This is a genomic window from Enterobacter sp. CM29, assembly GCF_013179605.1.
GTDB lineage: Bacteria > Pseudomonadota > Gammaproteobacteria > Enterobacterales > Enterobacteriaceae > Enterobacter > Enterobacter intestinihominis.
In genome coordinates, this window is the sequence record NZ_JABMCU010000024.1 from 1 (window position 1) to 24,261 (window position 24,261).

The 24,261-nt window shown below is 54.3% G+C and carries 25 protein-coding genes; 14 read left to right on the top strand and 11 right to left on the bottom strand.

The annotated features are described in order from the left end of the window. Positions 1 to 17 precede the first annotated feature (17 nt). Complete coding sequence (locus HP459_RS05140; RefSeq protein WP_171935992.1) at positions 18 to 242, top strand: helix-turn-helix transcriptional regulator; 225 nt, start codon at positions 18 to 20, stop codon at positions 240 to 242. A 121-nt stretch (positions 243 to 363) separates the two neighbouring features. On the opposite strand, the gene HP459_RS05145 is transcribed toward HP459_RS05140, so the two are convergent. The 3 genes from HP459_RS05145 to HP459_RS05155 are packed head-to-tail and all read right to left on the bottom strand — an operon-like array spanning position 364 to position 2,203. Then, positions 364 to 906: an acireductone dioxygenase gene (locus HP459_RS05145; RefSeq protein ID WP_058645960.1), complete on the bottom strand. Its 543-nt coding sequence runs from the start codon at positions 904 to 906 to the stop codon at positions 364 to 366. After that, the gene (gene mtnC / locus HP459_RS05150) at positions 903 to 1,592 is read right to left on the bottom strand and encodes an acireductone synthase (protein ID WP_022647406.1); all 690 of its coding nucleotides are present in this window, start codon (positions 1,590 to 1,592) and stop codon (positions 903 to 905) included. The genes HP459_RS05145 and mtnC overlap by 4 nt, the downstream gene beginning before the upstream one ends. After that, entirely contained in the window at positions 1,589 to 2,203 is a 615-nt protein-coding gene (locus tag HP459_RS05155; RefSeq protein WP_022647407.1) for a methylthioribulose 1-phosphate dehydratase, read from the bottom strand. Before HP459_RS05155 ends, mtnC begins: the two co-directional genes overlap by 4 nt. Positions 2,204 to 2,325: 122 nt before the next feature. Here HP459_RS05155 and HP459_RS05160 point away from each other — a divergent pair, with 122 nt between their 5' ends. Further along, on the top strand, positions 2,326 to 3,486 hold the full coding sequence (locus HP459_RS05160; RefSeq protein WP_032676370.1) for a pyridoxal phosphate-dependent aminotransferase: 1,161 nt from the start codon (positions 2,326 to 2,328) through the stop codon (positions 3,484 to 3,486). Here HP459_RS05160 and HP459_RS05165 read toward each other — a convergent pair whose 3' ends face one another. The 3 genes from HP459_RS05165 to HP459_RS05175 all read right to left on the bottom strand — a co-directional run bounded on the left by HP459_RS05165 (position 3,487) and on the right by HP459_RS05175 (position 6,370). Further along, complete coding sequence (locus tag HP459_RS05165) at positions 3,487 to 4,113, bottom strand: ParB/RepB/Spo0J family partition protein (protein ID WP_032624678.1); 627 nt, start codon at positions 4,111 to 4,113, stop codon at positions 3,487 to 3,489. It abuts the gene before it with no gap. Continuing rightward, entirely contained in the window at positions 4,098 to 5,321 is a 1,224-nt protein-coding gene (locus tag HP459_RS05170) for a phosphoadenosine phosphosulfate reductase (protein ID WP_171935993.1), read from the bottom strand. Before HP459_RS05170 ends, HP459_RS05165 begins: the two co-directional genes overlap by 16 nt. 128 nt (positions 5,322 to 5,449) lie before the next feature. Then, positions 5,450 to 6,370: a LysR family transcriptional regulator gene (locus tag HP459_RS05175; RefSeq protein ID WP_022647411.1), complete on the bottom strand. Its 921-nt coding sequence runs from the start codon at positions 6,368 to 6,370 to the stop codon at positions 5,450 to 5,452. 621 nt (positions 6,371 to 6,991) lie between these two features. Here HP459_RS05175 and ahpC point away from each other — a divergent pair. Together ahpC and ahpF are read left to right on the top strand one after the other, a co-directional pair. Continuing rightward, complete coding sequence (gene ahpC, locus HP459_RS05180) at positions 6,992 to 7,555, top strand: alkyl hydroperoxide reductase subunit C (RefSeq protein ID WP_014882974.1); 564 nt, start codon at positions 6,992 to 6,994, stop codon at positions 7,553 to 7,555. A gap of 187 nt (positions 7,556 to 7,742) precedes the next feature. Beyond that, positions 7,743 to 9,308 carry an alkyl hydroperoxide reductase subunit F gene (gene ahpF / locus HP459_RS05185; protein ID WP_171935994.1) on the top strand — a complete coding sequence of 522 codons (1,566 nt, stop codon included), beginning with the start codon at positions 7,743 to 7,745 and terminating at the stop codon, positions 9,306 to 9,308. Between the two features lie 59 nt (positions 9,309 to 9,367). Here the strand turns inward: ahpF and uspG are convergent, their stop codons facing one another. Beyond that, the gene (gene uspG, locus HP459_RS05190; protein ID WP_022647413.1) at positions 9,368 to 9,796 is read right to left on the bottom strand and encodes a universal stress protein UspG; all 429 of its coding nucleotides are present in this window, start codon (positions 9,794 to 9,796) and stop codon (positions 9,368 to 9,370) included. Between the two features lie 181 nt (positions 9,797 to 9,977). Between uspG and HP459_RS05195 the strand changes: the two genes are divergently transcribed. Continuing rightward, a complete protein-coding gene (locus HP459_RS05195; RefSeq protein WP_015571156.1) occupies positions 9,978 to 11,216 on the top strand; it encodes a zinc-dependent alcohol dehydrogenase in 1,239 nt (412 codons plus the stop codon). Between the two features lie 139 nt (positions 11,217 to 11,355). Here the strand turns inward: HP459_RS05195 and rnk are convergent, their stop codons facing one another. Then, positions 11,356 to 11,766 (bottom strand): nucleoside diphosphate kinase regulator, encoded by a 411-nt coding sequence (gene rnk, locus HP459_RS05200; RefSeq protein WP_022647414.1) that lies wholly within the window; start codon positions 11,764 to 11,766, stop codon positions 11,356 to 11,358. A 262-nt stretch (positions 11,767 to 12,028) separates the two neighbouring features. Between rnk and HP459_RS05205 the strand changes: the two genes are divergently transcribed. Then, positions 12,029 to 12,655 (top strand): flavin reductase family protein, encoded by a 627-nt coding sequence (locus HP459_RS05205; RefSeq protein WP_023299579.1) that lies wholly within the window; start codon positions 12,029 to 12,031, stop codon positions 12,653 to 12,655. Here the strand turns inward: HP459_RS05205 and rna are convergent. Both rna and dcuC read right to left on the bottom strand, forming a co-directional pair. After that, on the bottom strand, positions 12,649 to 13,458 hold the full coding sequence (gene rna / locus HP459_RS05210) for a ribonuclease I (protein WP_032624674.1): 810 nt from the start codon (positions 13,456 to 13,458) through the stop codon (positions 12,649 to 12,651). The two genes, HP459_RS05205 and rna, sit on opposite strands and share 7 nt — an antisense overlap. Before the next feature lie 94 nt (positions 13,459 to 13,552). After that, on the bottom strand, positions 13,553 to 14,920 hold the full coding sequence (gene dcuC, locus HP459_RS05215) for an anaerobic C4-dicarboxylate transporter DcuC (RefSeq protein WP_017382481.1): 1,368 nt from the start codon (positions 14,918 to 14,920) through the stop codon (positions 13,553 to 13,555). A 342-nt stretch (positions 14,921 to 15,262) separates the two neighbouring features. Between dcuC and HP459_RS05220 the strand changes: the two genes are divergently transcribed. From HP459_RS05220 to cspE, 7 genes are all read left to right on the top strand, one after another. Further along, entirely contained in the window at positions 15,263 to 15,664 is a 402-nt protein-coding gene (locus tag HP459_RS05220; protein WP_171935995.1) for a hypothetical protein, read from the top strand. Positions 15,665 to 15,717: 53 nt separating this feature from the next. Continuing rightward, a complete protein-coding gene (locus tag HP459_RS05225; protein WP_046618907.1) occupies positions 15,718 to 16,011 on the top strand; it encodes a copper-binding protein in 294 nt (97 codons plus the stop codon). 11 nt (positions 16,012 to 16,022) lie between these two features. After that, on the top strand, positions 16,023 to 17,279 hold the full coding sequence (locus HP459_RS05230) for a TolC family protein (RefSeq protein WP_171935996.1): 1,257 nt from the start codon (positions 16,023 to 16,025) through the stop codon (positions 17,277 to 17,279). Beyond that, complete coding sequence (locus HP459_RS05235; protein ID WP_171935997.1) at positions 17,276 to 18,475, top strand: efflux RND transporter periplasmic adaptor subunit; 1,200 nt, start codon at positions 17,276 to 17,278, stop codon at positions 18,473 to 18,475. Before HP459_RS05230 ends, HP459_RS05235 begins: the two co-directional genes overlap by 4 nt. Then, positions 18,472 to 21,588 carry an efflux RND transporter permease subunit gene (locus HP459_RS05240; protein ID WP_171935998.1) on the top strand — a complete coding sequence of 1,039 codons (3,117 nt, stop codon included), beginning with the start codon at positions 18,472 to 18,474 and terminating at the stop codon, positions 21,586 to 21,588. Before HP459_RS05235 ends, HP459_RS05240 begins: the two co-directional genes overlap by 4 nt. 161 nt (positions 21,589 to 21,749) lie before the next feature. Beyond that, entirely contained in the window at positions 21,750 to 22,325 is a 576-nt protein-coding gene (gene pagP / locus HP459_RS05245) for a lipid IV(A) palmitoyltransferase PagP (protein ID WP_171935999.1), read from the top strand. Between the two features lie 190 nt (positions 22,326 to 22,515). After that, positions 22,516 to 22,725 (top strand): transcription antiterminator/RNA stability regulator CspE, encoded by a 210-nt coding sequence (gene cspE, locus HP459_RS05250; protein WP_002439184.1) that lies wholly within the window; start codon positions 22,516 to 22,518, stop codon positions 22,723 to 22,725. Positions 22,726 to 22,945: 220 nt separating this feature from the next. Here the strand turns inward: cspE and crcB are convergent, their stop codons facing one another. Further along, positions 22,946 to 23,329 (bottom strand): fluoride efflux transporter CrcB, encoded by a 384-nt coding sequence (gene crcB / locus HP459_RS05255; protein WP_017382474.1) that lies wholly within the window; start codon positions 23,327 to 23,329, stop codon positions 22,946 to 22,948. A 67-nt stretch (positions 23,330 to 23,396) separates the two neighbouring features. Here crcB and HP459_RS05260 point away from each other — a divergent pair, with 67 nt between their 5' ends. Further along, positions 23,397 to 24,185: a deaminated glutathione amidase gene (locus tag HP459_RS05260; RefSeq protein WP_022647423.1), complete on the top strand. Its 789-nt coding sequence runs from the start codon at positions 23,397 to 23,399 to the stop codon at positions 24,183 to 24,185. Positions 24,186 to 24,261 lie beyond the last annotated feature (76 nt).

The window sequence follows — 24,261 nt, forward strand, 5'->3', positions numbered from 1 at the left end:
TGTATGGAATCGGAACAATGGCTTCAGTTTACTCGGATGAATACCAGCGTGTTATCAATGCGTTGAAGAAAGCGCGTAAAGAGAAGGGGATGACTCAGGCGCAGCTTGCGGAGGCACTGGGAAAACCACAATCGTTTATTGCTAAAGTGGAAAACGGTGAGCGTAGGTTGGACGTGGTGGAGTTTGTGTATCTGGCGAGGCTGGTTGGCACAGATGTGCAGAGGATTATCGCCAGTATTTAATTAATGCCTGAGTATGGAACTGACCCCCTGAGCCGTATGTTCCCCTCACCCTAACCCTCTCCCCAGAGGGGCGAGGGGATAGCACGGTGCTCGCATTACTTTGCGGGGTAGGGAGAAAAGATCATGCCAGCCTTGGATACGCATCCGCGATTGCATCGCCCGTAAACTGGGCAACCCAGCCTTCCGGATTGTCGAAAATACGAATGGCGGTAAAGTTCGGCTCTGAACCCATGTCAAACCAGTGCGGCGTGCCTGCAGGTACGGAAATCAGGTCGTTTTTCTCGCACAGCACCTGATACACCTCATCGCCGATGTGCAGGCAGAATAGTCCCGCCCCTTCCACGAAAAAGCGCACTTCGTCTTCGCCGTGAGTGTGTTCGTTGAGAAACTTCGCGCGCAGCGCCTCTTTCTGCGGATTGTCGGCGCGAAGGCTAATCACGTCCCAGCTCTGATAACCTTTCTCTGCCACCAGCTTGTCGATTGCATGCTGATACGCCTCAATCACGGCTTCAGGCGCGGGATCCTGCCCTAAATCACGGTCTGCCGCCCAGCGTTCAAACCGCACGCCTTTGGCGTTGAGCTGTTGGGCAATCTCGGCGGCGTCGGTGCTGTGCCACAGGTGATGACTGGCGTCTTTATCGGAATAAATGGTCAATGCGCTCATGAAGGGATCTGCTCCGGGTTAATCTCGTCAAACTGGTGGATCTGATGGTGATGGCTTGCGCCGTCATCTTCACCGCGTATCAGTTGCAGGGTGCGAAAACCCGCCTGTTCAGCCGCGTCCAGCTCCTGATGAATATCCGACAGGAACAGGATCTGCGACGGGGCGATGCCCGTTTGCGCCGCAATATTTTGATAAGACTGCACCTCACGCTTGGCGCCGATGCGGGTATCAAAATAGCCGCTGAACAGATGAGTAATATCACCTTCGTCGCTGTAGCCAAATAACAGTTTCTGCGCGGCGACGGAGCCAGAGGAATAAACATAGAGATCAATCCCTTGTGCCTTCCATTTTTCCAGCGCGGGCAGTACATCAGGGTAGAGATGGCCGGTAAAGTCACCGTTGACGTAACCGTCCTGCCAGATGATGCCTTGCAGGGCTTTGAGCGCCGTCGATTTGCGGTCTTCATCCATAAAGGTAAACAGCACGTTGATGAGATCGCTGACGCTGGCATGCGGAGTGCTGATTTCATCGCGCAGGTTGTCCAGAATCGATTTGACCGGCTCGGCGTACTGCTGCGCGGTCACAAAGGCCGCCAGCCGCTCACGCGCGTAAGGGAACAAAACATCATGGACAAAACGGATATCGCTGGTGGTCCCTTCAATATCCGTCACAATCGCGCGAATCATACTCTCTCCCATTGTCGTAAACGCATTTCGCATTCAAATAAGAATTCTAAACCTTCCAGATGACGGCGGGCTTCGGCCACGTCGCGTCCCCAGCAGGTTAAGCCATGACCGCGCAGAAGAAAACCATAATTAAGCGGGCGTTCCTGCGCGTAATGGGCGATGCGAGAGGCGAGGGCGTCGATGTCCTGGTCATTATCAAACACCGGGATGGCCACCGTATCCCGATGCGTGGTCTGCCCGGTAAGGGATTTTTGCATCTCGAAGCCGGAGATCTTCAGCTCGGTCTCGTTGACCAGCCGCGACAGCACCGTGGCATTGACGGTGTGAACGTGCAGGACGGCGTTAGCCTCCGGGAACAGGCGATAGATGAGGGTATGCAGCCCGGTCTCTGCCGACGGTTTACGGCCAGAAGGCGCACGGTTGGTGGCGATTTCAACCTGTAGAAAATCGGCGGTGGTCAGGCTGCCTTTGTCTTTTCCGGATTCGCTCAGCCAGCACAGATGTTCATCCTGACGCACGGACATATTGCCGCCGGTAGCGGGCGCCCAGCCTTTAGCGCCAATCCAGCGGCAGGCCTCGACCAGGTGTGTGAGTTGCAGGTTGTCTGTCATTTCCTTTTACCCTCTCGGTCAGGAATATTTATATCATTTAGACGTCTAAGCGTCTTGATTGCCAAAGACTAACATCGTGTTATAGTGTCAGCAACATAAGTATTACAGGCAGGCACACTACAATGAGCAATAACCCGTTGATCCCGCAGAGTAAACTTCCGAATCTCGGCACGACGATTTTTACGCAGATGAGCGCCCTGGCGCAGCAGCACAACGCCATTAACCTCTCACAAGGTTTCCCGGATTTTGACGGGCCGAAATATTTGCAGGAGCGTCTGGCGTACCACGTTGCGCAGGGAGCCAACCAGTATGCGCCGATGACCGGCGTGCAGGCGTTGCGTGAAGCCATTGCGGATAAAACGGCGGAGTTATACGGCCATAAGCCTGACGCGAACAGCGATATCACGGTAACCGCAGGGGCGACCGAAGCGCTGTATGCGGCGATAACCGCCCTGGTGCGTACGGGCGATGAGGTGATTTGTTTTGACCCGAGCTACGATAGCTACGCCCCGGCGATTGAACTGGCCGGTGGCGTGGTGAAACGCGTGGCGCTCCAGCCGCCGCATTTTCGTCCGGACTGGCAGGCGTTTGCCGCGCTGCTGAGCGATAAAACCCGGCTGGTGATCCTGAATACGCCACACAACCCATCGGCGACGGTGTGGCAGAAAAGCGATTTTGCCGCCCTGTGGCAGGCCATCGCCGAACGTGAAATCTATGTTCTGAGCGACGAGGTGTATGAGCACATCTGCTTTGCCGAGGAGGGTCATGCCAGCGTGCTGGCGCATCCGCAGCTTCGCGAGCGCGCAATCGCGGTATCATCATTTGGGAAAACCTACCATATGACCGGCTGGAAGGTAGGGTACTGCGTGGCGCCCGCCGCCATCAGCGCTGAGCTGCGTAAAGTGCACCAGTATTTGACGTTTGCCGTAAACACACCCGCCCAGCTGGCGCTGGCGGATATGCTGCGCGCTGAACCTGAACATTACCGGGATCTGCCAGCTTTTTACCGTGCGCGGCGGGATCGGTTTGTGACTGCGTTGAGCGAGAGTCGGCTGGAGATCCTGCCATGCGAAGGCACCTACTTCCTGCTGGCGGACTACAGCGCGATTTCCGATCTGGATGATGTCAGTTTTTGCCAGTGGCTGACGAAAGAGGTGGGCGTGGCGGCCATTCCGCTGTCGGTGTTCTGCGCCGATCCCTTCCCGCATAAACTGATTCGTCTTTGCTTTGCGAAGCAGGAGTCGACGCTGCTGGCAGCGGCTGCGCGCTTAAATTCGCTCTGACTATTCAACCGTCCAGGCTTCTGAAAAACGACGGTCCGCGAAGAGTTCCAGCAGACCGTTGATTTGCTTCAGTCGCAGCACTTCATCGCTGTCCATACCCAACTCCAGGCCAATTTTCTGCTCACTCCAGCCCATAAGCACAAGTTCTCGCACGATTTCTGACATGGCATTGATCTGGTGGCGTCCACGCGCGCGGTTGTGACGAATGGTTGTAGCCATGCGATCGAACTTTTCCTGGCGTGCTTTACGCAGGCAGGTAACAGGGAGGTAACCTTTGAGTTGACGCTTCAGAATAGCCCGATGACTGCCAAGCTCATGGCGATGGAATCCATCGACAATTTCATAGCTCTCAGGCGCATTTTCCGTCACAACGATAGGTTGTGTGAATCCATCCAGCTCCAGTGATTTGCTGAGTAACCGCTTCTCCGCCGGAGCGACATTATTTGGGTTGTAGTCATTGGCGGTGATGTCAGTCTGTTTTATCCACAATACGCAGTCGACGGGTTGATTATTAAAAGGGCTGATTTCGTGTAATGCCTGGCGAAAGGCATTAATAGCGCCGATTTTCTCTTCTTCAGAAAGGGCCTGCAGGTACGTCTGCATTTCTCTGATTATTTGCTGCTGCATAAAATCCCCCATTCCTTGCGTTTAGCTTTCACTCTTTCGCTGTAGCGTTGATAGTGTTTAGGTTTGTTTGGACTAAATGAGAGAGCCCGGCACCAGTAGTCATTGTTGAGTAAAACCTTGCAAATGCGTCGCCAGGAAGGGATATCTTTTGCGCCAATGTCACCCTCCTGCGTATCGGGAATATCCTCCAGGCCTCGCTTTTGATACCAGTGGAGATAAATTGCGATTTTATTTCGGTAATGTTCCGCCGTATTTTGCGGCATGCTGTCGAGTAGCAGCATGGCGTATTCGCGCCAGCCGAGATGGTCAGGTTTCAGGATCTTCCGGTGGCCATAAAAATGGTTATCGTGCCCGGCATAAATACCTCCACTTCGCACGCCGCAGGCGCGTTCACACATAGCCGCCCAGCGTTCGGGTTCAATGACATGATAGAGCCATAAGCCCTGACGCTGTTCCGGACCAAACGGTTCGCAGATGCGCATATAACGCGGCGGCACCCCCGCCTTGTACATCAGGTCGTATAACGGGTTATAGCAACATTTTGATTTCGCGAACCACGTCCAGATGTCGGCGGTTTTCCAGTCGTACAGTGGGTAGATATACCAGGCGTGCCCACCCGGGGCGACGGTCGTCCAGGGTTTATCGTCAGAAAAGCGCTGCTTACGCGCCGACGCGATAGCCAGAAAGCGGTTGTAAGATTCATCGGCGCGGATCCCCACCATGACTGCGGCAGGACGTCTTTGCGCATACCATTCGGCAAACTCGCGCACGAAGGCTTCAAACGTCATTCCCTGCTGATAAAAATCGAAATAGTGATAATCGGTAATGGCATCTTCTGGTGGCTGGCGAACCCAGTTTGTTCCGGGTTCCCAGCACTGCCATTCAGGTTGAAACTGTGACAGGGCGTTCTGGGTCGTGAGCGGAAGCGCTACCCACCAGAACTGGTGGATAACATCCCGATAGAGCGTTTTCATAGCGTCAACATGCTGAATGGTCGACGAGAATTGCGCTTCCCAGTCCAGAAAGATGACGTCTATTTTTCGCTTTAATTGCCGTGCTTTCTGGGCAACAAGATGCAGCATCACGGTAGAATCTTTTCCACCGGAAAAGGAAACGCATACCCTGGGGAAATTGTTAAGCGTCCAGTGTATGCGTTCCGCAGTAGCGTCTAAAACATTTTCCTGTAAAGGGATTTTATAGTTCGACATGATTAATCGCGTCCTGCGTGTTAAATGTCTTGGGAAAATCAAAACGATATTATGGAATTATTTATCCTTAATTTCACGGAGTCATTTTTTTCGGTTCGCTTTAATTATATTCACCATGCAAATGTATTTTACGCAGACGGCGGAGAAACGCAGAGCTTATGCATTTTTTCAATGAATGTTGAAAAAACAGAGCTATTCAGTGATGAACGGCCGTAGAGCATATAGATCTTTAATTCAGGCAGCGCAAACGGTGGCTCAAGCCTTTTTAATTTCAAAGATTCTTTAAATGTTTCATAGATCGACACGGGGATATAGCCTAACAAATCAGATGAACTGACCATAGAGATGAGAGAGCTAAGGGAGTCGGTGCGAAAAGCAATATTTCTTTCCGGAAAAGCGTCATTGGCCCGACTCTGGAACTCTTTTACACCCGGATGAGCACTCTGGTAAAAAGTGAATTTCTCCTGGTATAGCGCGTCCACCGTGGCTGTGTCAGCGAGCCTTGGGTGGTCTGCTCTACAGATTAAGGCTATCGGCACCGTAGTGAAGTGGGTGCAGACCACAGAGCGATTGTGGATAGGTGCGATAGAGAAGATGAGATCGGCTTTACGATAGGCCAACAAATCTTCCGCTGATTCGGAGGAAATAAGCATATCTCTTTGTTCTATCTCATAATTTTCCTCAGATATTAAAAGCTTCAACGGTTCCAGCATCGAACCAGGAGACACCATTTGAGTGCAATAGATAACGAACTTTTTCTTGATGTCCGAGTGATGCATCATGTTGATCGTCTGCTCAAGCTGATTGAGATTTTTTTCCAGATGATGATGCAAGTTGGTACCTACCGTGGTGGGAGTAATTCCCTTCCCTGAACGGATAAACAGGGGGTCATCAAGCTGACCGCGCAGGCGTTGCAGCGACTGGCTGACGGCGGATGGTGTGATATAAAGCGTCTCGGCAGCCCTACTGATACTGAGATGTTGGTAAATGCATTCGAAGATAACTAACAGATTGAGATCGAATTTTTTTAGGTCGTAGAGGTTTGCCATGTTTCGTCCTGAGTGAGTTGAGTTTGCTGTCGTTATCACACCATGGAGTACGACAGAGTGTAGTTACCCTTTACAATCCGTGTGAATAACTCGCTTAATTTAAAATTTAAGTGATCTTAATATATCACGGCTTTGGATTATTGAAACATATCTTCAAGAGTTATTAAGATAATTTTATCTTTAAAGTGTGATTGAATTATTTGAATGACAAATGGCGTTTATATATAGCGTGAAACCCATAATGAAATTAAATTTATAATGTTTCAATGACCTGTTCGAATCTGCCTATCACAGCCATAGGCAGGACTATCCCTCTTATGCATTGCTCATTGCGCGCAGGGGTGCTGTAATCAAACCGCTGTTACGGCCTTGATACAAGGTATGTAGAGCGCAACGCAACGCCAGCTTCGGCTGGCACTGAATGTACCTGCGGGGAATTCAGGTATCAGGGCCGCCCGTTGAGGCGGCCTTTTTACTTTCAGGCTTTCCTGTAAAAGGTTCACCTTGCTGTCTTGTTGCTGTTGTAAGGTTTGGCTGATTGATTTGATAAAGCATACGCATTAGCCCCGATGAACAAAGTTGGTTACCTTACACCTCAACGAAAACACGGAGGAAGTACAGATGTCCTTGATTAACACCAAAATTAAACCTTTCAAAAACCAGGCGTTCAAAAACGGTGAGTTCATCGAAGTTACTGAGAAAGATACCGAAGGCCGCTGGAGCGTGTTCTTCTTCTATCCGGCTGACTTCACCTTCGTTTGCCCGACCGAACTGGGCGACGTTGCAGACCACTACGAAGAACTGCAAAAGCTGGGCGTAGACGTTTACTCTGTTTCTACCGATACCCACTTCACCCACAAAGCGTGGCACAGCAGCTCTGAAACTATCGCGAAAATCAAATACGCGATGATCGGCGACCCGACTGGCGCCCTGACCCGTAACTTCGACAACATGCGTGAAGATGAAGGCCTGGCTGACCGTGCGACCTTCGTTGTTGACCCGCAGGGCATTATCCAGGCTATCGAAGTTACCGCTGAAGGTATCGGCCGTGATGCATCTGACCTGCTGCGCAAAGTGAAGGCGGCTCAGTACGTTGCTTCTCACCCAGGCGAAGTGTGCCCGGCGAAATGGAAAGAAGGCGAAGCAACGCTGGCGCCATCTCTGGACCTGGTCGGCAAGATCTAAGTCTGTAAAGCCTGGCGGCGCTACGCTTGCACAGGCCTACAGTATCGTAGGCCGGGTAAACGAAGTGCCACCCGGCAATCAATGGGCGCACCCGCGCCCATTTCATTCCAGCACCATGATGCAAGTTGCATTCAGGCAGCCCATATAAGGCGGCTTGCATGATGACGTTTTAAGAGAGGGAAGAATAATGCTCGACACTAACATGAAAACCCAGCTCAAGGCCTACCTTGAGAAACTGACCAAACCTGTTGAGCTGATTGCCACGCTGGACGACAGCGTGAAATCGGCAGAAATCAAAGCGCTGCTGACAGAGATTGCTGAGCTGTCGCCGAAAGTGACCTTCAAAGAAGACAACACGCTGGCAGTCCGTAAGCCTTCTTTCCTGATCGCCAACCCAGGGTCTGACCAGGGGCCGCGTTTCGCGGGTTCTCCGCTGGGGCACGAATTTACGTCCCTGGTGCTGGCGCTGCTGTGGACCGGTGGTCATCCGTCAAAAGAAGCGCAGGCGCTGCTGGAGCAGATCCGCGATATCGACGGTGATTTTGAGTTTGAAACCTATTACTCGCTCTCCTGCCACAACTGCCCGGACGTGGTGCAGGCGCTGAACCTGATGTCAGTGCTCAACCCACGCATTAAGCACACGGCGATTGACGGCGGTACGTTCCAGAACGAAATCACCGAGCGCAACGTGATGGGCGTTCCGGCGGTTTACCTGAATGGTCAGGAGTTCGGCCAGGGGCGTATGACGCTGACCGAAATCGTCGCCAAAGTGGATACCGGCGCAGAAAAACGTGCGGCGGAAGAGTTGAACCAACGTGATGCGTACGACGTGCTGATTGTTGGCTCCGGCCCGGCGGGCGCGGCGGCAGCGGTTTACTCCGCACGTAAAGGGATCCGTACCGGTCTGATGGGCGAGCGTTTCGGTGGTCAGGTTCTGGATACCGTAGACATTGAAAACTACATTTCCGTGCCGAAAACCGAAGGCCAGAAGCTGGCCGGGGCGTTGAAAGCGCACGTCAGCGACTACGACGTGGATGTCATTGACAGCCAAAGCGCCAGCAAACTGGTTCCGGCCGCGGTCGAGGGTGGTTTGCACCAGATTGAAACGGCGTCCGGCGCGGTGCTGAAGGCGCGCAGCGTGATCATTGCCACTGGCGCGAAATGGCGCAACATGAACGTGCCGGGCGAAGATCAGTATCGCACCAAAGGCGTGACCTATTGCCCGCACTGTGACGGCCCGCTGTTCAAAGGTAAACGCGTAGCGGTGATCGGCGGCGGTAACTCCGGTGTGGAAGCGGCTATCGATCTGGCGGGAATTGTTGAACACGTTACCCTGCTGGAGTTCGCCCCTGAGATGAAAGCGGACCAGGTGTTACAGGATAAAGTACGTAGCCTGAATAACGTCGACATTGTGCTCAATGCCCAGACGACAGAAGTGAAAGGCGACGGCAGCAAAGTGACCGGTCTGGAATACCGTGACCGCGTGAGTGGCGATATCCACAGCGTAGCGCTGGCAGGGATCTTTGTTCAGATTGGCCTGCTGCCAAACACCACCTGGCTGGAAGGCGCAATCGAGCGCAACCGCATGGGCGAGATCATCATCGATGCGAAATGCGAAACCAGCGTGAAGGGCGTATTTGCGGCGGGCGACTGCACCACCGTGCCGTACAAGCAGATCATCATCGCTACCGGTGAAGGTGCGAAAGCGTCGCTGAGCTCGTTTGATTACCTGATCCGCACCAAAACTGCATAATAAAAGAAAGCAAGACGACACCTGCAATACAAGAGGCCACCAAAAGGTGGCCTCTTTTTTTATCTGACGACCATCACCGGAATGTGGGTGTGGCGGATCACGCTGGAGGCGTTCGACCCCAGCAGGTGCGTGGTAATAGACGGGTTGCGCGAACCAATCACCACCACGTCTGCGTTCAGCTCCGCGGCCAGTTCATTAACGGCGTCGCGCACGCTACCGAACCGGACGTGGGTTTTTATGCGGGAAGGATCGATGCTGAAGTGCCCGACCATGGTTTGCAGGCGCGTCTCGGCTTCATGCTGTAAATGCTCTTCAAAACGACGCACATCAGCAGCGAAACGATGCAGGCTCAGGCTGGCAGAGCCCGGTAAAACATGCAGAAGATGAATAACTCCGTCCTGCTGCGCGAGAAATTCCGCGTGACGTACAGCCTTATCACTCAGTTCCATTTCGAAAACATCAACCGGCATAATGATTGTTTGATACATAACCGTTTCTCCTTGTTTATAAACGCTGAAATCATTCAACCACAAAATATAAAAGGTTTCTGTAATCTCGACAGCACTTTTTTATCTCGCCAGGATAAATCTCAAAACAGCCGGATTCCGGGGCAGATCCCGAGAGGTAGCTACCCTTTTATAAGCTTACCCACACCCTTTCGGAGGTTGCATGAAAGCTCTCACCTATCACGGTCCACATCATGTTCGGGTCGATAATGTCCCCGATCCGGGCATCGAACAGCCTGACGATATCATCCTGCGCGTAACAGCCACGGCGATCTGTGGTTCCGATTTGCATCTTTATCGCGGAAAAATTCCCAAGGTCCAGCACGGCGATATCTTTGGTCATGAATTTATGGGCGAGGTGGTGGAGTGCGGGAGCGAAGTGAAGAACGTGCAGAAAGGTGACCGGGTGGTGATCCCGTTTGTGATTGCCTGCGGTGACTGTTTCTTTTGCCAGATGCAACAGTACGCGGCCTGCGAAAACACGAACCGCGGGCAGGGCGCGGCGCTGAACAAAAAGCAAATTCCCGCCCCTGCCGCGCTGTTTGGCTACAGCCATCTTTACGGCGGCGTGCCGGGCGGACAGGCGGAGTATGTGCGCGTGCCGAAAGGCAACGTAGGGCCGTTTAAAGTGCCTCAGCTGCTGTCAGACGACAAAGCGCTTTTCCTGTCAGATATTCTGCCTACCGCCTGGCAGGCGGCGAAAAATGCGCAGATCCAGAAAGGCTCCAGCGTCGCCGTATTCGGGGCCGGGCCGGTGGGGTTACTGACCATTGCCTGCGCGCGGCTTCTCGGCGCAGAGCAGATTTTTGTGGTTGACCATCATCCCTATCGACTGCGGTTTGCCCAGGAGCGCTACGGCGCGATCCCGATTAACTTTGATGACGATAACGACGCGGCGGAGAAAATCATTGAGCAAACGGCCGGGCAGCGCGGGGTGGATGCGGTGATTGATGCCGTCGGGTTTGAGGCCAAAGGCAGCACGACGGAAACGATCCTCAGTAACCTGAAAATTGAAGGCAGCAGCGGCAAAGCCCTGCGCCAGTGCATTGCTGCGGTGCGACGCGGCGGCGTGGTCAGCGTGCCGGGCGTGTACGCCGGTTTTATCCATGGCTTCCTGTTTGGCGATGCCTTCGATAAAGGGCTGAGCTTTAAGATGGGGCAGACGCACGTCCACGCCTGGCTGGGAGAGCTGCTGCCGCTTATCGAAAAAGGGTTGCTTACACCGGAAGATATTGTGACCCACTATCTTCCGCTGGCTGATGCGGAGCGCGCCTATAAGATCTTCGAAAAACGGGAGGAGGAGTGCCGCAAGGTGATCCTGGTGCCTGGCGCAGACACCCCGGAGGCTGCGCAGCAGAAAGTGAAGGGACTGGTGAATGCCTTCCCCGGCGGCGTTGTGTGAGGTTTCGTCCCCACGGCACTACGACAGAGTAAACATGGATTAAGCGGTTTTTGTCCGATATAACACAATCGGGTGAATTTGCGGAAAGAGGATGCAGGTGCATCCTCTGTGCAAAGCGGGGTCGCTTGTTCAGAAGGGATTAACGCAGGTAATCGCCAGCGGCTTCGGGCTGGTAGAGCAGCTCAAGCACTTCCAGATGGGCTGAGGCGCCGCCCGGGAGTTCCCAGTGGATAGTATCGCCCGTGCGCAGTCCAAGCAGCGCCGCGCCCACGGGTGCCAGCACCGAAAGCTGCATGCTGCTGTCGGTCATCTGCGCCGGATAGACCAGCGTACGGGTGAGTTCCTCCCCGGTGGTCAGGTTGCGGAACTTCACCTGGCTGTTCATGGTGACCACATCATGCGGCATGGTCTCAGGCGTACACATTTGCGCCCGGTCTAGCTCTTCGTTCAGCGCATCGGCAACCGGCAGCGAGGCGAATTCTGGTTTCTCCAACAGTCGGTCAATACGTTCTGCGTCGAGTTCATTGATGATAATCGTAGGTCTGGACATTTTTACTCCATGTCGTTAATGCTGCGTGTAACGCAGAAACCAATCCAAAAGAAAACCCTCGCCGTCTGGCAGCGAGGGTTTAACTTATCTGATGATACTGTCTGAAACCCTAAGTTTGAAGTGATGAAGGTCACATTCGTGCGCCATATGAATTTTTGGCGATAAACCCGGCATCCCGATTCACGCTGAACTGAAATTTCGTTACGCTGGTAAAACTTAAACCGGGCAATGCGCGTTGCAGCCCCAGCGTAGAGAGAGCGATATGTACTTTTACCAACCGTCTCAGGGGCACGGTCTGCCGCACGACCCGCTGAACGCCATTATCGGTCCACGTCCGATTGGCTGGATTTCATCCTGTGATAAGGCCGGTCAACTGAACCTTGCCCCGTACAGCTTCTTTAACTGCTTTAACTATCGCCCACCGATCATTGGTTTTTCCAGCAACGGCTGGAAGGATAGCGTGCGGAATATTACCGAAACGGAAGAGTTTGTCTGGAACCTCGCAACGCGCGATCTGGCTGAGGCGATGAATGAAACCTCCGCCACACTCCCTCATGGCGAGGATGAATTTACCTTTGCCGGCCTGACGCCCGTAGCCAGCCAGCTTGTGAGCTCGCCGCGCGTGGCGGAAAGCCCGGTGAATTTCGAGTGTCGATTGTCACAGTGCATTCAGTTGACCGGCGCGGATGGGACACCGATTGATACCTGGCTGGTGCTCGGCGAAGTGGTGGGCGTCCATATCGCTGAGAGTTTGCTGGAAGAGGGGATTTACCAGACCGCGAAAGCGCAGCCCATTCTGCGTGCGGGTGGACCGTCCGCCTACTACGGCATCAGCGACAGCCATCGCTTCGATCTGGTACGCCCGGATGCGCGCAGGAACAATCAGTAACCAGCTTTATCGATAACAAACTGTTTGCCGCAGTTGCCCGGATGCGGCTGTGGCGCAAAGGTGCTGGCTGAGAGCGAGTTGTTAATGGTGCTGGATTTTAGCGAGATCTGCATCTCGGTCAGATAAGCCGGATTGCCATGGCAGGTAAGCTTGAACGCTTTTACGTTCTGTTTCCCCCAGCTTTTGGCCACGGCTGCATCAAAATCGCTACGGCGGACGGTCTTGCCATAGTTTTCCGCCAGAAATTCCCCAACCGCACTATTTTTCACTTCCTGGTTCATGCGCACCATGGTGCCGAAGTAAGCGTCGGGATCAAAACCAAAGCAGACGCCGTGTTTCGCGTATTCATAACGTTCAAGGCAGGAGTTGCCGCCCGCGCCGGGCATCACGCTGTTCAGCTTCGCCGCGCCCGTTAGCGATAGTCCGGTCTCTGCGGCGTCACATTTGCGGCTGGCTTTTGCTTCCGGCATATTCGGAACCGGACGAGTGGCACAGCCGAAGCGCATCCAGCGGCGTTCATCCACTCCGCGAGCGGCAATAGATTTCGGCAGCGCTGGCCATAAGCCGTGGACGGTCAGAAAATCGGTTTTGTTGCTGCTCTCTTTTTGCAGGCGACACTCTTCCGGTTCGTCACGGTTGCGTTCGACCATACTCTGGCAAAATCCCGTTTGCCAGGAAAGCGCCAGAACGTAGCGATCGAAATCGCCATACTGGGTTGGCTTAAGCGGATCTGCCTGAATTGAGAAGACACAGAGTGCAAGCGCTACTGCGCCAGACGGGATAACGATATCCTTCCTGAACATTTGCTTTCCTGATTGGTTGGGCGCGATTAATTTCTGGAGGTTATTAAAGCACAAAAAGCGCCCGCAGGCGCTTTTTGGAAAGCAGGAATTTCGCTTAGGCAGCGCCGGGAACCAGCACTTCGGTGGCGATAATAACGATAATCAGGCCAACCAGCACCGGCACTGACGTGCGTTTTACCACTTCAAACGGAGAGATTTTTGCCATCCCCGCCACCGCAACCACCACGCCCGATACCGGAGAAATGGTACGACCCAGGTTGGAGGCCTGGAGCATCGGAATGGACAGGTAAGCCGGGTTGATGCCGGAGGAGTGTGCCAGCTTAGGGATCATCTCAACAAACGCATAGAACGGCGCGTTACCGGAGCCGGTAGTCATCGCCGCCAGCATGGTCAGTACCACCAGCACCAGCATCAGGATAATGCTGGCCGAGCCGAACGAGGTGGCGATAGAGATCAGGCTCTGGATAAAGCCGATTGTGCTCAGCCCCTGAGCAAACACCCCTGCGGCAACCAGCAGCATCACCACGCCCGCGAAGGCATCCGCCATGCCGCGGAAGGCGACTTCAAGACCCGTGAACACCTTCTGGGTATTAAAGCCACGAACAAATTCCAGGATGGCCGCCAGCAGCATACAGATCACCAGGATAGTGATGATGTGCAGCTGAGGGCCCCATTTGCCGTCAAAAATAAGCACGCCAATAATCGGCGTGAAGGGCAGGATGGAATAAAACGCCGGGGCGGTAGTGGTGATTTCACTGACGTCCATCATCTCATGGCTGACGTTCTCTTTCTTATCGAGGTAGCGTTGCCAGAAGAAATGCGCCACGCCCATGCCGAGAATAGCGGTGATGGAGATTGGCAGTGTGGTTTTGAAGGCGAAGTCAATCAGCGACATTTCCGCGGCTTTCGCGGCCAGCACCACGTCACCGGAAGTAGGGGAGAGAATAATCGCCGCCGGAGAGGCGCAAATAGCCGCCGCTGCGCCACGGCTGATCCCGACGTTAACCATTACCGGGAATAACGTCGCCATTAACAGCACGCCAAGGCCCGTTGCTGAGGAAACGGCTAATGACATCAGACAGGCCAGGAAATAAGCCGCGACCATCAGCAGATAGGGGGAGTTAATATATTGCAGCGGCTTAGAAGCCAGCTTCACCACCATATCATTCGCACCGATATGGGTCATATAGGCAGCAAATCCGCAGAGCATCATGATCATCATGCCCAGGTCGCCGCCGCGGCTCATTAGCAGAATTTTTATATATTCCACAATATCGGTAGCGGTATATCCGGTGCTGGCTTCGCTGGCGGGTAAAACCTGATGACCCATTAGCGCGCTAATGATCAGCAGCGTCAGGCCGCCGACAAATAGCACGCCGGTGGCTGAGTAACCTTTAATGATGTAGCGTGCTACACCGACAATGACCACGACTCCAATGAGGAGTTCGAGAAAAGTAAGCATGATTTCCCCTGTATCCTTGCTGCCCGAGAGACAAATAATCAATAAAAAAGAAGCCTGAAATGTGCCGAATAAATGGCCAGTCCTTGCTGATTAAAATCAAGAAAGAGACTACTAAAGGCAATGATGACGATATTTTTGCTAACCCTGCGTCATTTATATTAAGACGTTATTGACCTGATGAATAGATATTATATGTCATTAAATTGATGGTGAAGTGTTAAGGTTTTGAGTATTACTTGCCGACAATCGATTTAAAAACGTAAATCTCTTTAAAACCACTTCTCTTTCATTCTTTTGCCTGCTTATACTCGGTTCACTTTTACCCTATCCGACGATCTGAATATGCACGCCAGCTGGACGTATCGCCTGCGCTTTATCAAAAAACATCTGCTGATGTTTTTGCTGGCGTTTGGCTGGCTGTTAATCCAGAGTCAGGTGGCCGTCGCCTCCCATCAATGTTCAATAGATTTGCGCGGTGAGGTGGCCACCATCCAGCATATGGATATGATGGCGGAACCGGGGCCGCATTATGCTGCCGGTGCTTCACCGCTGTGTGAAAAACATTGTGTGCCGGATCAGGTACAAAAAGATCCTGCCCAGCCGCATCTGGTGGCGCTGCCTGCCGCCATGACGCTGACCTTAACGACGCCAGAGTGTTCATCTGCAAGCCATTCTGCGTGGTCTGTTACACCTCCTGCTGTGGGGCCGCCGGCAACGATCCGCTATTGCCGGTTTCGGGAGTAAAAACCTGTTAATTCGTTGATTTTATTTACTTAACGTTTAACAGGAGTTTTATCATGCGTACCCTATTCCTTTCCGCGCTGGTTGGCGCGTCCATCTCTTTCGCTTCTTATACCGTTCAGGCAAACCAGACCTGGCAGGGCCGCGGCGTGGTTCAGTCAATCTCTGACAATGCCGTCATGCTCCGTCACGAGGCCATACCGGAACTAAAATGGCCAGCGATGACCATGCCGTTTACTTTATCTTCGGGTGCCACGCTGAATGGCGCCAAACCGGGGGATGAGGTGACCTTCACGCTTGAGCGTGCGGGTGACGGTTTCCAGATTATCTCGCTGACGCCAGCGCGCTAAGCGAGGTCACCATGAAACAACACACACTGAGCCTGTGGCTCGGTGGGGTGTTGTTCGGCCTGTTAACCTCCGCCGCGCAGGCGGAGCCGTGGACGCTCGAACACACCCTGACCGAAGCCCAGCGCTACTCGGCAGAACTCTCCGCCAGCCGTAACGAAGCGCAGGCGCTGGATGCGATGGCGGATTCCGCCACGCAATTACCTGATCCAAAACTGAAATTCGGTATTGAAAACGTGCCGGTACAGGGCAGCAACGATCGGCGGCTTACGCGCGAAGGGATGACCATGCAGAAGGTTGGCATCATGCAAAGCTACGTCAGCTCGGAGAAGCGGGAACGTAAAGCACAGACTTTTCAGGCGCAGGCGCGAAGCGTGCTGGCAAAATCCGAGGCCGTACGTGCCGCGCTTCAGCGTGATACCGCCCAGGCCTGGCTGGATCTGGCGCTGGCACAGCAGGCGCTGAAAACGGCCAGAACGCTGGTCCGTGAAACGGAACGCCAGCGGGGCGTGCAGAAGGCGAGCGTCGGGGCGGGAGGCGCAACGCCGGACAGCGTACTGGCCCTGCAAATGATCCTCAGCGCCATGCGCGACAAAGAGACGCTGGCGCAGCGGGATGTGCAGCTGGCGCAAAGCCGTCTGCTGGAGCTAACAGGGCACGCTATTACGGCGGTTAGCGGTCCGCTGCCGCGCTATCAGCGCCTTCCTGCCGATGAAAAAACGTTGCAGGAGGGGATTGCCAGACACCCGGAAGTGGAGGCCGCGCGACGTGAAGCAGAGACCGCGAAAGCGCGTTCAGCGCAATCTGCCGTGGCAGCGATACCCGATGTGGATGTGGAGGTCTATTACGCCCACCGCGCCGAAGGCTATGACGATATGGCTGGCGTGATGTTCAGCGTGGATCTGCCTTTGTTCCAGTCAAAACGTCAGGACAAGGATTACGCCGCCGATGTTTCCCGCTCAATGCAGGCGGTGGATCAACTGACGCTGCTCAAACGCGAACACATTGCCCAGGTGCAAACGCTGGTGGCGCAGTATCAGGCTGCGCAAACGGTGTGGCAGCGTCAGCGGGACGAGGTATTACCGTTGCAGCGACAACGGCTGGCGGTGCTGACGGCGCAATATCGTTCTGGACAGTCGGCGCTTCCGGCCCTGCTGGAGGCGCGTCGTGGCGTACTGGATACGGAACTGGCGGTGAACCAGGCGGAGCGCGAAATGGCGCGAACCTGGGCTGCCGTGAACTGGCTGATCCCGCAGGAGCTGGCGCAATGAAAAAAACAACGTTAATGGCGATTGCCATCACGATAGCTGCCGTTGGCGGCTATTTTGTCGGACAGAAGCAGACGCATCAGCCGGATGCGGCTTCACAACCTTCAGAACGCAAGGTGCTTTACTGGTACGACCCCATGGTGCCCGGTCAGCGCTTCGATAAGCCGGGTAAATCCCCTTTTATGGATATGGATCTGGTCCCACGCTACGCCGATGAAGCGCAGGCGGCGTCAGGCGTGGCCATCAGCACTCAACAGCAGCAAAACCTGGGGATGAAAACCGCCAACGTTGAGATGCGCCAGCTGGTTTCGCCGTTCTCGGCCTTTGCCACGGTTGCAACGTATGAACGTAACGTCTCGGTGTTGTCAGCCCCGGCCAATGGCGTGGTGTCAAAATTGTTTGTTAATGCGCCGCAGCAGCAGGTAAAAGCCGGAGAGGCGCTGGCGCAACTGTGGATCCCGCAGTGGACCGCCGCCCAGCAGGAGTATCTCGCGGTTCGTCAGCTTGGCGATGCCGCATTGACCCGCGCCGCTCGCGAGCGGCTGGCGTTGCAGTTTATGCCAGAAGAGGTCATTCGTTTGCTGGAGCGTAGCGGTAAGCCGCAGACCACGCTCATTCTGCGCACCGACCGGGCGGGCTATGTGGTGAAGCTGGACGTACGGGAAGGGGCGCAAATCACCGCAACGGCGCCGCTGTTTGAGATCGCCAGCCTCGATCCGGTCTGGCTGGTGGTCGACTACCCGCAAACGCAGGCGCAGTCTCTGGCGGTGGGCAGCAAGGTGGTAGCAACCTCAGAAAGCTGGCCGGGGGAGCAGTTCCACGGCACGGTCAGCGAATTGCTGCCGCAGATGGAGGCGGCCACGCGAACCCTGAAAGCCCGTATCGTGCTGGAAAATTCCGCACATAAGCTGAAGCCGGGCATGTACCTCTCCGTCAGGCGTGCGGAAGAGCTGAAAGGCCCGCCGGTGCTGGCGGTGCCGGAAGAGGCGGTGATTAACAGCGGAGAGTCTGCGCGTCTGCTGCTGGCTACCGGGGACGGTTATTTCCAGCCTGTGACGGTGAAAACCGGCCTGACGGCGCAGGGCTGGACGGCGATCCTGTCCGGGGTCAAAGAGGGCGATAAGGTGGTGACGTCCGGGCAATTCCTGATTGATTCCGAAGCCAGCCTGCGTAGCGTGATGCCGGAGGTGACGCCATGATTGCCGCTGTGATTCGCGCCTCGTTGCGTAACCGCCTGCTGGTGATACTGGCCGCGCTGATGATGGCCAGCTGGGGCTGGTGGGCGGTGCAGCGCGCGCCGCTGGACGCGTTGCCCGATCTGTCTGATGTGCAGGTCATTATCAAAGCGAGTTACCCCGGGAAAGCGCCGCAGGTGATTGAAGATCAGGTGACCTGGCCGCTGACAACCTCCATGTTGTCTGTGCCGGGCGCCAAAACCGTGCGCGGTTTTTCAATGTTTGGTGACGCTTATGTGTATGTGCTGTTTGAGGATGGCACCGATCTCTACTGGGCGCGATCCCGGGTGCTGGAATATTTAAGCCAGGTACAGGCGCAGTTTCCGCCGGGCGTGAAGGTGTCGCTGGGGCCGGATGCGACGGGCGTGGGCTGGATCTACGAATATGCGCTGATCGACCCTAGTGGAAAACACAGCCTGGCAGATCTGCGGGCCCTTCAGGACTGGACGCTTAAGTTCGAGCTTAAGACGGTACCGAATGTATCTGAAGTGGCAAGCATTGGCGGAATGGTGCGTCAGTATCAGATCGTGGCGGACCCGGCGAAAATGCGCGCGCTGAATATTACCCACAGCCAGCTATCCGGCGCGGTGCAGGCCGCCAATAAAGAGAGCGGCGGCGCCCTGCTGGAGATGGGCGAAGCGGAGTATATGGTGCGGACAACGGGCTATTTGCGCTCGCTGGAGGATTTTCGCAATGTGGTGATCGCCACCCGCGATGGCGTACCTGTCCTGCTGAAAGATGTCGCCACCATTGGCATTGGCCCGGAGATCCGCCGGGGCGTGGCGGAGCTTAACGGTGAAGGGGAGGTTGCTGGCGGCGTAATCGTGATGCGCTACGGGCAGAACGCGCTGGAAACCCTTCGCGCGGTAAAAGCGAAACTGAGCGAGCTGCAAAAAACGCTGCCGCAGGGCGTCGAGATTGTTCCGGTCTACGATCGCTCCATGCTGATTGAGGAGTCGGTCAAAACGCTGACGCACAAGCTGCTCGAAGAGTTTGCCGTGGTGGTACTGGTGTGCGCGCTGTTCCTGTTCCACCTGCGTTCCGCGCTGGTGGCGATGGTTTCTCTGCCGCTGGGGATCCTCGGGGCTTTTGTGGTGATGCACTATCAGGGCATTAACGCGAATATGATGTCGCTCGGCGGGATCGCCATTGCCATCGGAGCGATGGTGGATGCGGCAATTGTCATGATTGAAAACATGCACAAGGTGCTGGAGCAGTGGCGGCATGATAATCCGGGCAAGGAGCCTGCGTCGGGAGAGTACTGGCGTCTGGCGGAAAAGGCGGCGGTTGAAGTGGGACCGGCGCTGTTTTGCAGCCTGTTAATCATCACGCTGTCATTTATACCGGTATTTTCGCTGGAAGCGCAGGAGGGGCGAATGTTCTCGCCGCTGGCGTTCACCAAAACCTGGTCGATGGCCGTGGCCGCCGGGCTTGGGATCACTCTGGTGCCGGTGCTAATGGGCTTCTTTATTCGCGGGAAAATCCCGGATGAGAAGGCAAACCCGATAAACCGCCTCCTGATCCGCCTGTATGAGCCGCTGCTTGATAAGGTACTGACCTTCCCGAAAACGACCCTGGCACTGGCATGTCTGCTGCTGATCGCCACGCTCTGGCCGCTGAGCCGCCTGGGGAGTGAGTTTATGCCGCCGCTGGATGAAGGGGATTTACTCTATATGCCCTCCACGCTGCCGGGGATCTCTGCTCGCGAGGCATCGCGGCTGCTTCAGCAGACGGACCGCTTGATCAAAAGCGTACCGGAGGTGGCGAGCGTGTTTGGCAAAGCTGGTCGGGCGGAGTCGGCAACCGATCCCGCGCCATTAACCATGCTGGAAACAACTATCCACTTTAAGCCCCGCGAGCAGTGGCGGCCTGGAATGACGCCGCAAAAGCTGGTGGAGGAGCTCGATAAAACCGTGTCGCTGCCGGGCATTGCCAATGTGTGGGTGCCCCCTGTCCGTAACCGTCTGGACATGCTGGCAACCGGGATCAAAAGCCCGGTCGGCATTAAGGTGAACGGCAATAATATTGCCGACATTGAGCGCGTGGCCCGGCAGATTGAGCAGGTGGTGAAGGACGTTCCTGGCGTCTCCTCGGCGCTGGCGGAGCGACTGGAGGGCGGGCGCTACGTGGATATTCGTATCGACCGGCAAAAAGCCGCGCGCTACGGCGTTTCCGTCGATGAACTGCAAAGCCTGGTCTCCACGCTGGTCGGGGGCGATAACATTGGTGAGGTGATCCAGGGACGCGAGCGGTACCCCATCAACCTGCGTTATCCCCGCGATTTGCGTGATAACGTCGACACGTTGCGGGTGTTGCCGGTAGTAACCGCCAGCGGTAGCCAGGTGGCGCTGGGGGAACTGGCCGATATCGTCGTGACGGAAGGCCCACCGATGCTAAAAAGTGAAAACGCGCGCCTTTCCAGCTGGATCTACGTGGACTTACGCGGGCGCGATCTGAAGTCCGCCGTAGATGAAATGCAAAAACGGGTGGAGGAGAAGGTGGTATTGCCGCAGGGCGTATCTCTCTCCTGGTCCGGGCAGTTTGAATATCTGGAACGGGCGACCGCGACGCTTAAAATAGTCTTACCTGTCACGCTGATGATTATATTCATCCTTTTATGGTTAACCTTCAGGCGGATATCAAATGTCCTGATAATAATGGGGACATTGCCTTTCGCGCTTATTGGTGGGGTGTGGTTATTATGGCTGCTTGAATATAATTTGTCTGTGGCGGGGGCCGTTGGCTTTATCGCCCTTTCCGGGGTGGCAGCAGAATTCGGCGTAATTATGGTTCTATATTTGAATCATGCGCTTGATAAATATCACAGGCTTGAGCCAGAAGGGGGAAATACGGTGCTATTGCGGGCGATCCACGAAGGTGCCGTGCTGCGCGTGCGTCCGAAGGTGATGACGGTCGCCACGATTATGGCGGGACTGCTGCCCATCATGTGGGGCAATGGGAGTGGCTCGGAGGTGATGCAACGTATTGCTGCACCGATGATTGGTGGCATGGTTACTGCACCGTTATTGTCGATGTTAGTTATTCCCGCACTCTACAAATTGTTACATCAACGTTAAAAATGTCAACTGCATGTGCTTATTCAGGCATGCAGTTTATGTATCGTCAGACTATTCTCAGGAACGGGATGGTAATTAGGAATAACACCCATGCTGTTAAGCGTTCATTCAAGTAATCTGTGCTAAGGTCTGCACCGAATACTAAATATGGTAATGGCATTGTGATTGTACGAATTAAATTCCCCCTGATTTTATTGTTTATTATTGCGCAGTTATCATTTGCGTCTGCTGTTAATGCACAGAGCAATACAGCGGATAAAAGCTGGTTCAACACCTTCACGGATAACGTTGCGCAAACATGGAACGAACCTGAACATTACGATCTCTATATTCCGGCCATTACGTGGCATGCACGTTTTGCCTACGATAAAGAAAAAACAGACCGTTATAACGAGCGTCCGTGGGGGGCTGGTTTCGGTCAGTCTCGCTGGGATGAAAAAGGTAACTGGCATGGCCTGTACCTGATGGCGTTTAAGGACTCCTACAATAAATGGGAGCCTATTGGTGGCTACGGCTGGGAAAAAACCTGGCGTCCGTTATCAGACGACAACTTCCGTCTTAGGCTGGGCTATACGGCAGGGTTCACGGCGCGTGATAACTGGAAATACATTCCTGTTCCGGTACTGTTGCCGCTTGCCTCCATCGGCTATGGTCCTGCAACGTTTCAGATGACCTACATACCGGGTACGTATAACAACGGTAACGTTTACTTTGCCTGGATGCGGTTTCAGTTTTAACTGAATTTGTCTGGTAAATCGGCCAAAAAACGCACAGACAATGAAATGTAAAGGATAAAAATCGGACAGCGAAAATTAACGCGACTTTTGTCACTTTTTATCAAAGATCCGCTGGACAAAACGCCTCACAATTGTTGTACTGATACCCGACACAGCATTTGTGTCGTTTTTTAATGTAAAGGTAATTTTGATGTCTAAGATTAAAGGTAACGTTAAGTGGTTTAATGAGTCCAAAGGATTCGGTTTCATTACTCCTGAAGATGGCAGCAAAGACGTGTTCGTACACTTCTCTGCAATCCAGTCTAATGGTTTCAAAACTCTGGCTGAAGGTCAGCGCGTAGAGTTCGAAATCACTAACGGTGCCAAAGGCCCTTCTGCTGCTAACGTAATCGCTCTGTAATTCAGACGCGTCAGCAAGAATTTCAAAACCCGCTCAATGAGCGGGTTTTTTTTCGTTATGAATCAACCAAAAAGATAGATCTTCAGAAAGCTGGCGACGATCGCGACGCTTAGCAATACCATACCCACGCCTGACAGATTCTCTCTCATGCTATCACCCTCGTTCAATATTGAGCCAAGAATGACAGAGAAAAATTAAGCCAACATTAAGGTTGTCGCGCTTAATGTCCGCTGGCGGAGGAAAATAACCAGAATGCGATCGCAGTCATCGCAAACGAGCCAAGCATGTTAACGGCAATGTTCGTCAGCGCCCAGCCCATCCGGCCTTCCTGAAACAGAAACACCACCTCCGCAGAGAAGGTAGAAAACGTCGTTAAACCGCCGCAGAAACCGGTTGTAATCAGTACCTTCCACATAGGGTCGATGTTGGTCATGCGATTAAACCACGCCAGCCCCATCCCGATGATAAATGCCCCGATCAGGTTTGCCGCCAGTGTCCCCATCGGAATGGCCTGATGCAGCGGGTTAAACCGCATGCTTAAGAGCCAGCGCGCAACGCTACCCGTGCCCCCACCAATAAAAACGGCTATAAGTAGTTGTAACACTGTCAATACCTGCTATTTGCTGTGTAAGTGCGTCGAGTGTAACGCTGTTTTTAACCGGGAGACAATTATGTATGTTGCAGTAGGGCAGTTTGCGGTGACGCCGGACTGGAATGAAAACGCGGACAAGTGCATCTCCCTGATGAACCAGGCGAAGCAAAAAGGGGCGGCGCTGCTGGTGCTTCCTGAAGCGTTACTGGCGCGCGATGATGGCGATCCGGACCTGTCGGTAAAGTCTGCGCAAATGCTGGAAGGGGCGTTTCTGAAACGACTGCTGGCCGAAAGCGTCGGTAACGCGCTCACCACCATTTTGACTATCCATGTTCCCTCCACGCCGGGGCGGGCGGTGAACACGCTGGTGGCGATACGTGAAGGCGCTATTGTCGCAAGCTACGCCAAACTTCATCTGTATGATGCGTTCAGCGTCCAGGAGTCGCGACTGGTCGATCCGGGGAGTGTAATTCCGCCGCTGATTGAGGTGGAGGGTTTTAAGGTTGGCCTGATGACCTGCTACGATATCCGTTTTCCGGAGCTGGCGCTGAACCTGGCACTACAGGGGGCCGAGGTGCTGGTTCTGCCCGCCGCGTGGGTCAGAGGACCGCTTAAGGAGCATCACTGGGTAACGCTACTGGCCGCACGCGCGCTGGACACCACCTGCTATGTAGTGGCTGCGGGTGAATGTGGCAATAAAAATATCGGGCAGAGCAGGGTTGTCGATCCGCTGGGAGTGACCGTAGCCGCGGCGGCGGAAGCGCCTGCTTTACTGCTGACAGAGATAACGTCAGCACGAATAACGCTTGCGCGTCAGCAATTACCTGTTCTGCGCAACCGCAGGTTTGCGCCACCGCAATTAATATGATGTTTTTTTCAACAATGCTTGATTCACCTTGTTACAGATTGCTATTGTGTGCGCGCGCCTGATGACCGTTAATACG

Bases quoted from the DNA above. Each gene is read 5' to 3' on its own strand.
- HP459_RS05140 (WP_171935992.1), top strand. From the start codon at position 18: ATGGCTTCAGTTTACTCGGATGAATACCAGCGTGTTATCAATGCGTTG.
- HP459_RS05145 (WP_058645960.1), bottom strand. From the start codon at position 906: ATGAGCGCATTGACCATTTATTCCGATAAAGACGCCAGTCATCACCTG.
- mtnC (WP_022647406.1), bottom strand. From the start codon at position 1,592: ATGATTCGCGCGATTGTGACGGATATTGAAGGGACCACCAGCGATATC.
- HP459_RS05155 (WP_022647407.1), bottom strand. From the start codon at position 2,203: ATGACAGACAACCTGCAACTCACACACCTGGTCGAGGCCTGCCGCTGG.
- HP459_RS05160 (WP_032676370.1), top strand. From the start codon at position 2,326: ATGAGCAATAACCCGTTGATCCCGCAGAGTAAACTTCCGAATCTCGGC.
- HP459_RS05165 (WP_032624678.1), bottom strand. From the start codon at position 4,113: ATGCAGCAGCAAATAATCAGAGAAATGCAGACGTACCTGCAGGCCCTT.
- HP459_RS05170 (WP_171935993.1), bottom strand. From the start codon at position 5,321: ATGTCGAACTATAAAATCCCTTTACAGGAAAATGTTTTAGACGCTACT.
- HP459_RS05175 (WP_022647411.1), bottom strand. From the start codon at position 6,370: ATGGCAAACCTCTACGACCTAAAAAAATTCGATCTCAATCTGTTAGTT.
- ahpC (WP_014882974.1), top strand. From the start codon at position 6,992: ATGTCCTTGATTAACACCAAAATTAAACCTTTCAAAAACCAGGCGTTC.
- ahpF (WP_171935994.1), top strand. From the start codon at position 7,743: ATGCTCGACACTAACATGAAAACCCAGCTCAAGGCCTACCTTGAGAAA.
- uspG (WP_022647413.1), bottom strand. From the start codon at position 9,796: ATGTATCAAACAATCATTATGCCGGTTGATGTTTTCGAAATGGAACTG.
- HP459_RS05195 (WP_015571156.1), top strand. From the start codon at position 9,978: ATGAAAGCTCTCACCTATCACGGTCCACATCATGTTCGGGTCGATAAT.
- rnk (WP_022647414.1), bottom strand. From the start codon at position 11,766: ATGTCCAGACCTACGATTATCATCAATGAACTCGACGCAGAACGTATT.
- HP459_RS05205 (WP_023299579.1), top strand. From the start codon at position 12,029: ATGTACTTTTACCAACCGTCTCAGGGGCACGGTCTGCCGCACGACCCG.
- rna (WP_032624674.1), bottom strand. From the start codon at position 13,458: ATGTTCAGGAAGGATATCGTTATCCCGTCTGGCGCAGTAGCGCTTGCA.
- dcuC (WP_017382481.1), bottom strand. From the start codon at position 14,920: ATGCTTACTTTTCTCGAACTCCTCATTGGAGTCGTGGTCATTGTCGGT.
- HP459_RS05220 (WP_171935995.1), top strand. From the start codon at position 15,263: ATGCACGCCAGCTGGACGTATCGCCTGCGCTTTATCAAAAAACATCTG.
- HP459_RS05225 (WP_046618907.1), top strand. From the start codon at position 15,718: ATGCGTACCCTATTCCTTTCCGCGCTGGTTGGCGCGTCCATCTCTTTC.
- HP459_RS05230 (WP_171935996.1), top strand. From the start codon at position 16,023: ATGAAACAACACACACTGAGCCTGTGGCTCGGTGGGGTGTTGTTCGGC.
- HP459_RS05235 (WP_171935997.1), top strand. From the start codon at position 17,276: ATGAAAAAAACAACGTTAATGGCGATTGCCATCACGATAGCTGCCGTT.
- HP459_RS05240 (WP_171935998.1), top strand. From the start codon at position 18,472: ATGATTGCCGCTGTGATTCGCGCCTCGTTGCGTAACCGCCTGCTGGTG.
- cspE (WP_002439184.1), top strand. From the start codon at position 22,516: ATGTCTAAGATTAAAGGTAACGTTAAGTGGTTTAATGAGTCCAAAGGA.
- HP459_RS05260 (WP_022647423.1), top strand. From the start codon at position 23,397: ATGTATGTTGCAGTAGGGCAGTTTGCGGTGACGCCGGACTGGAATGAA.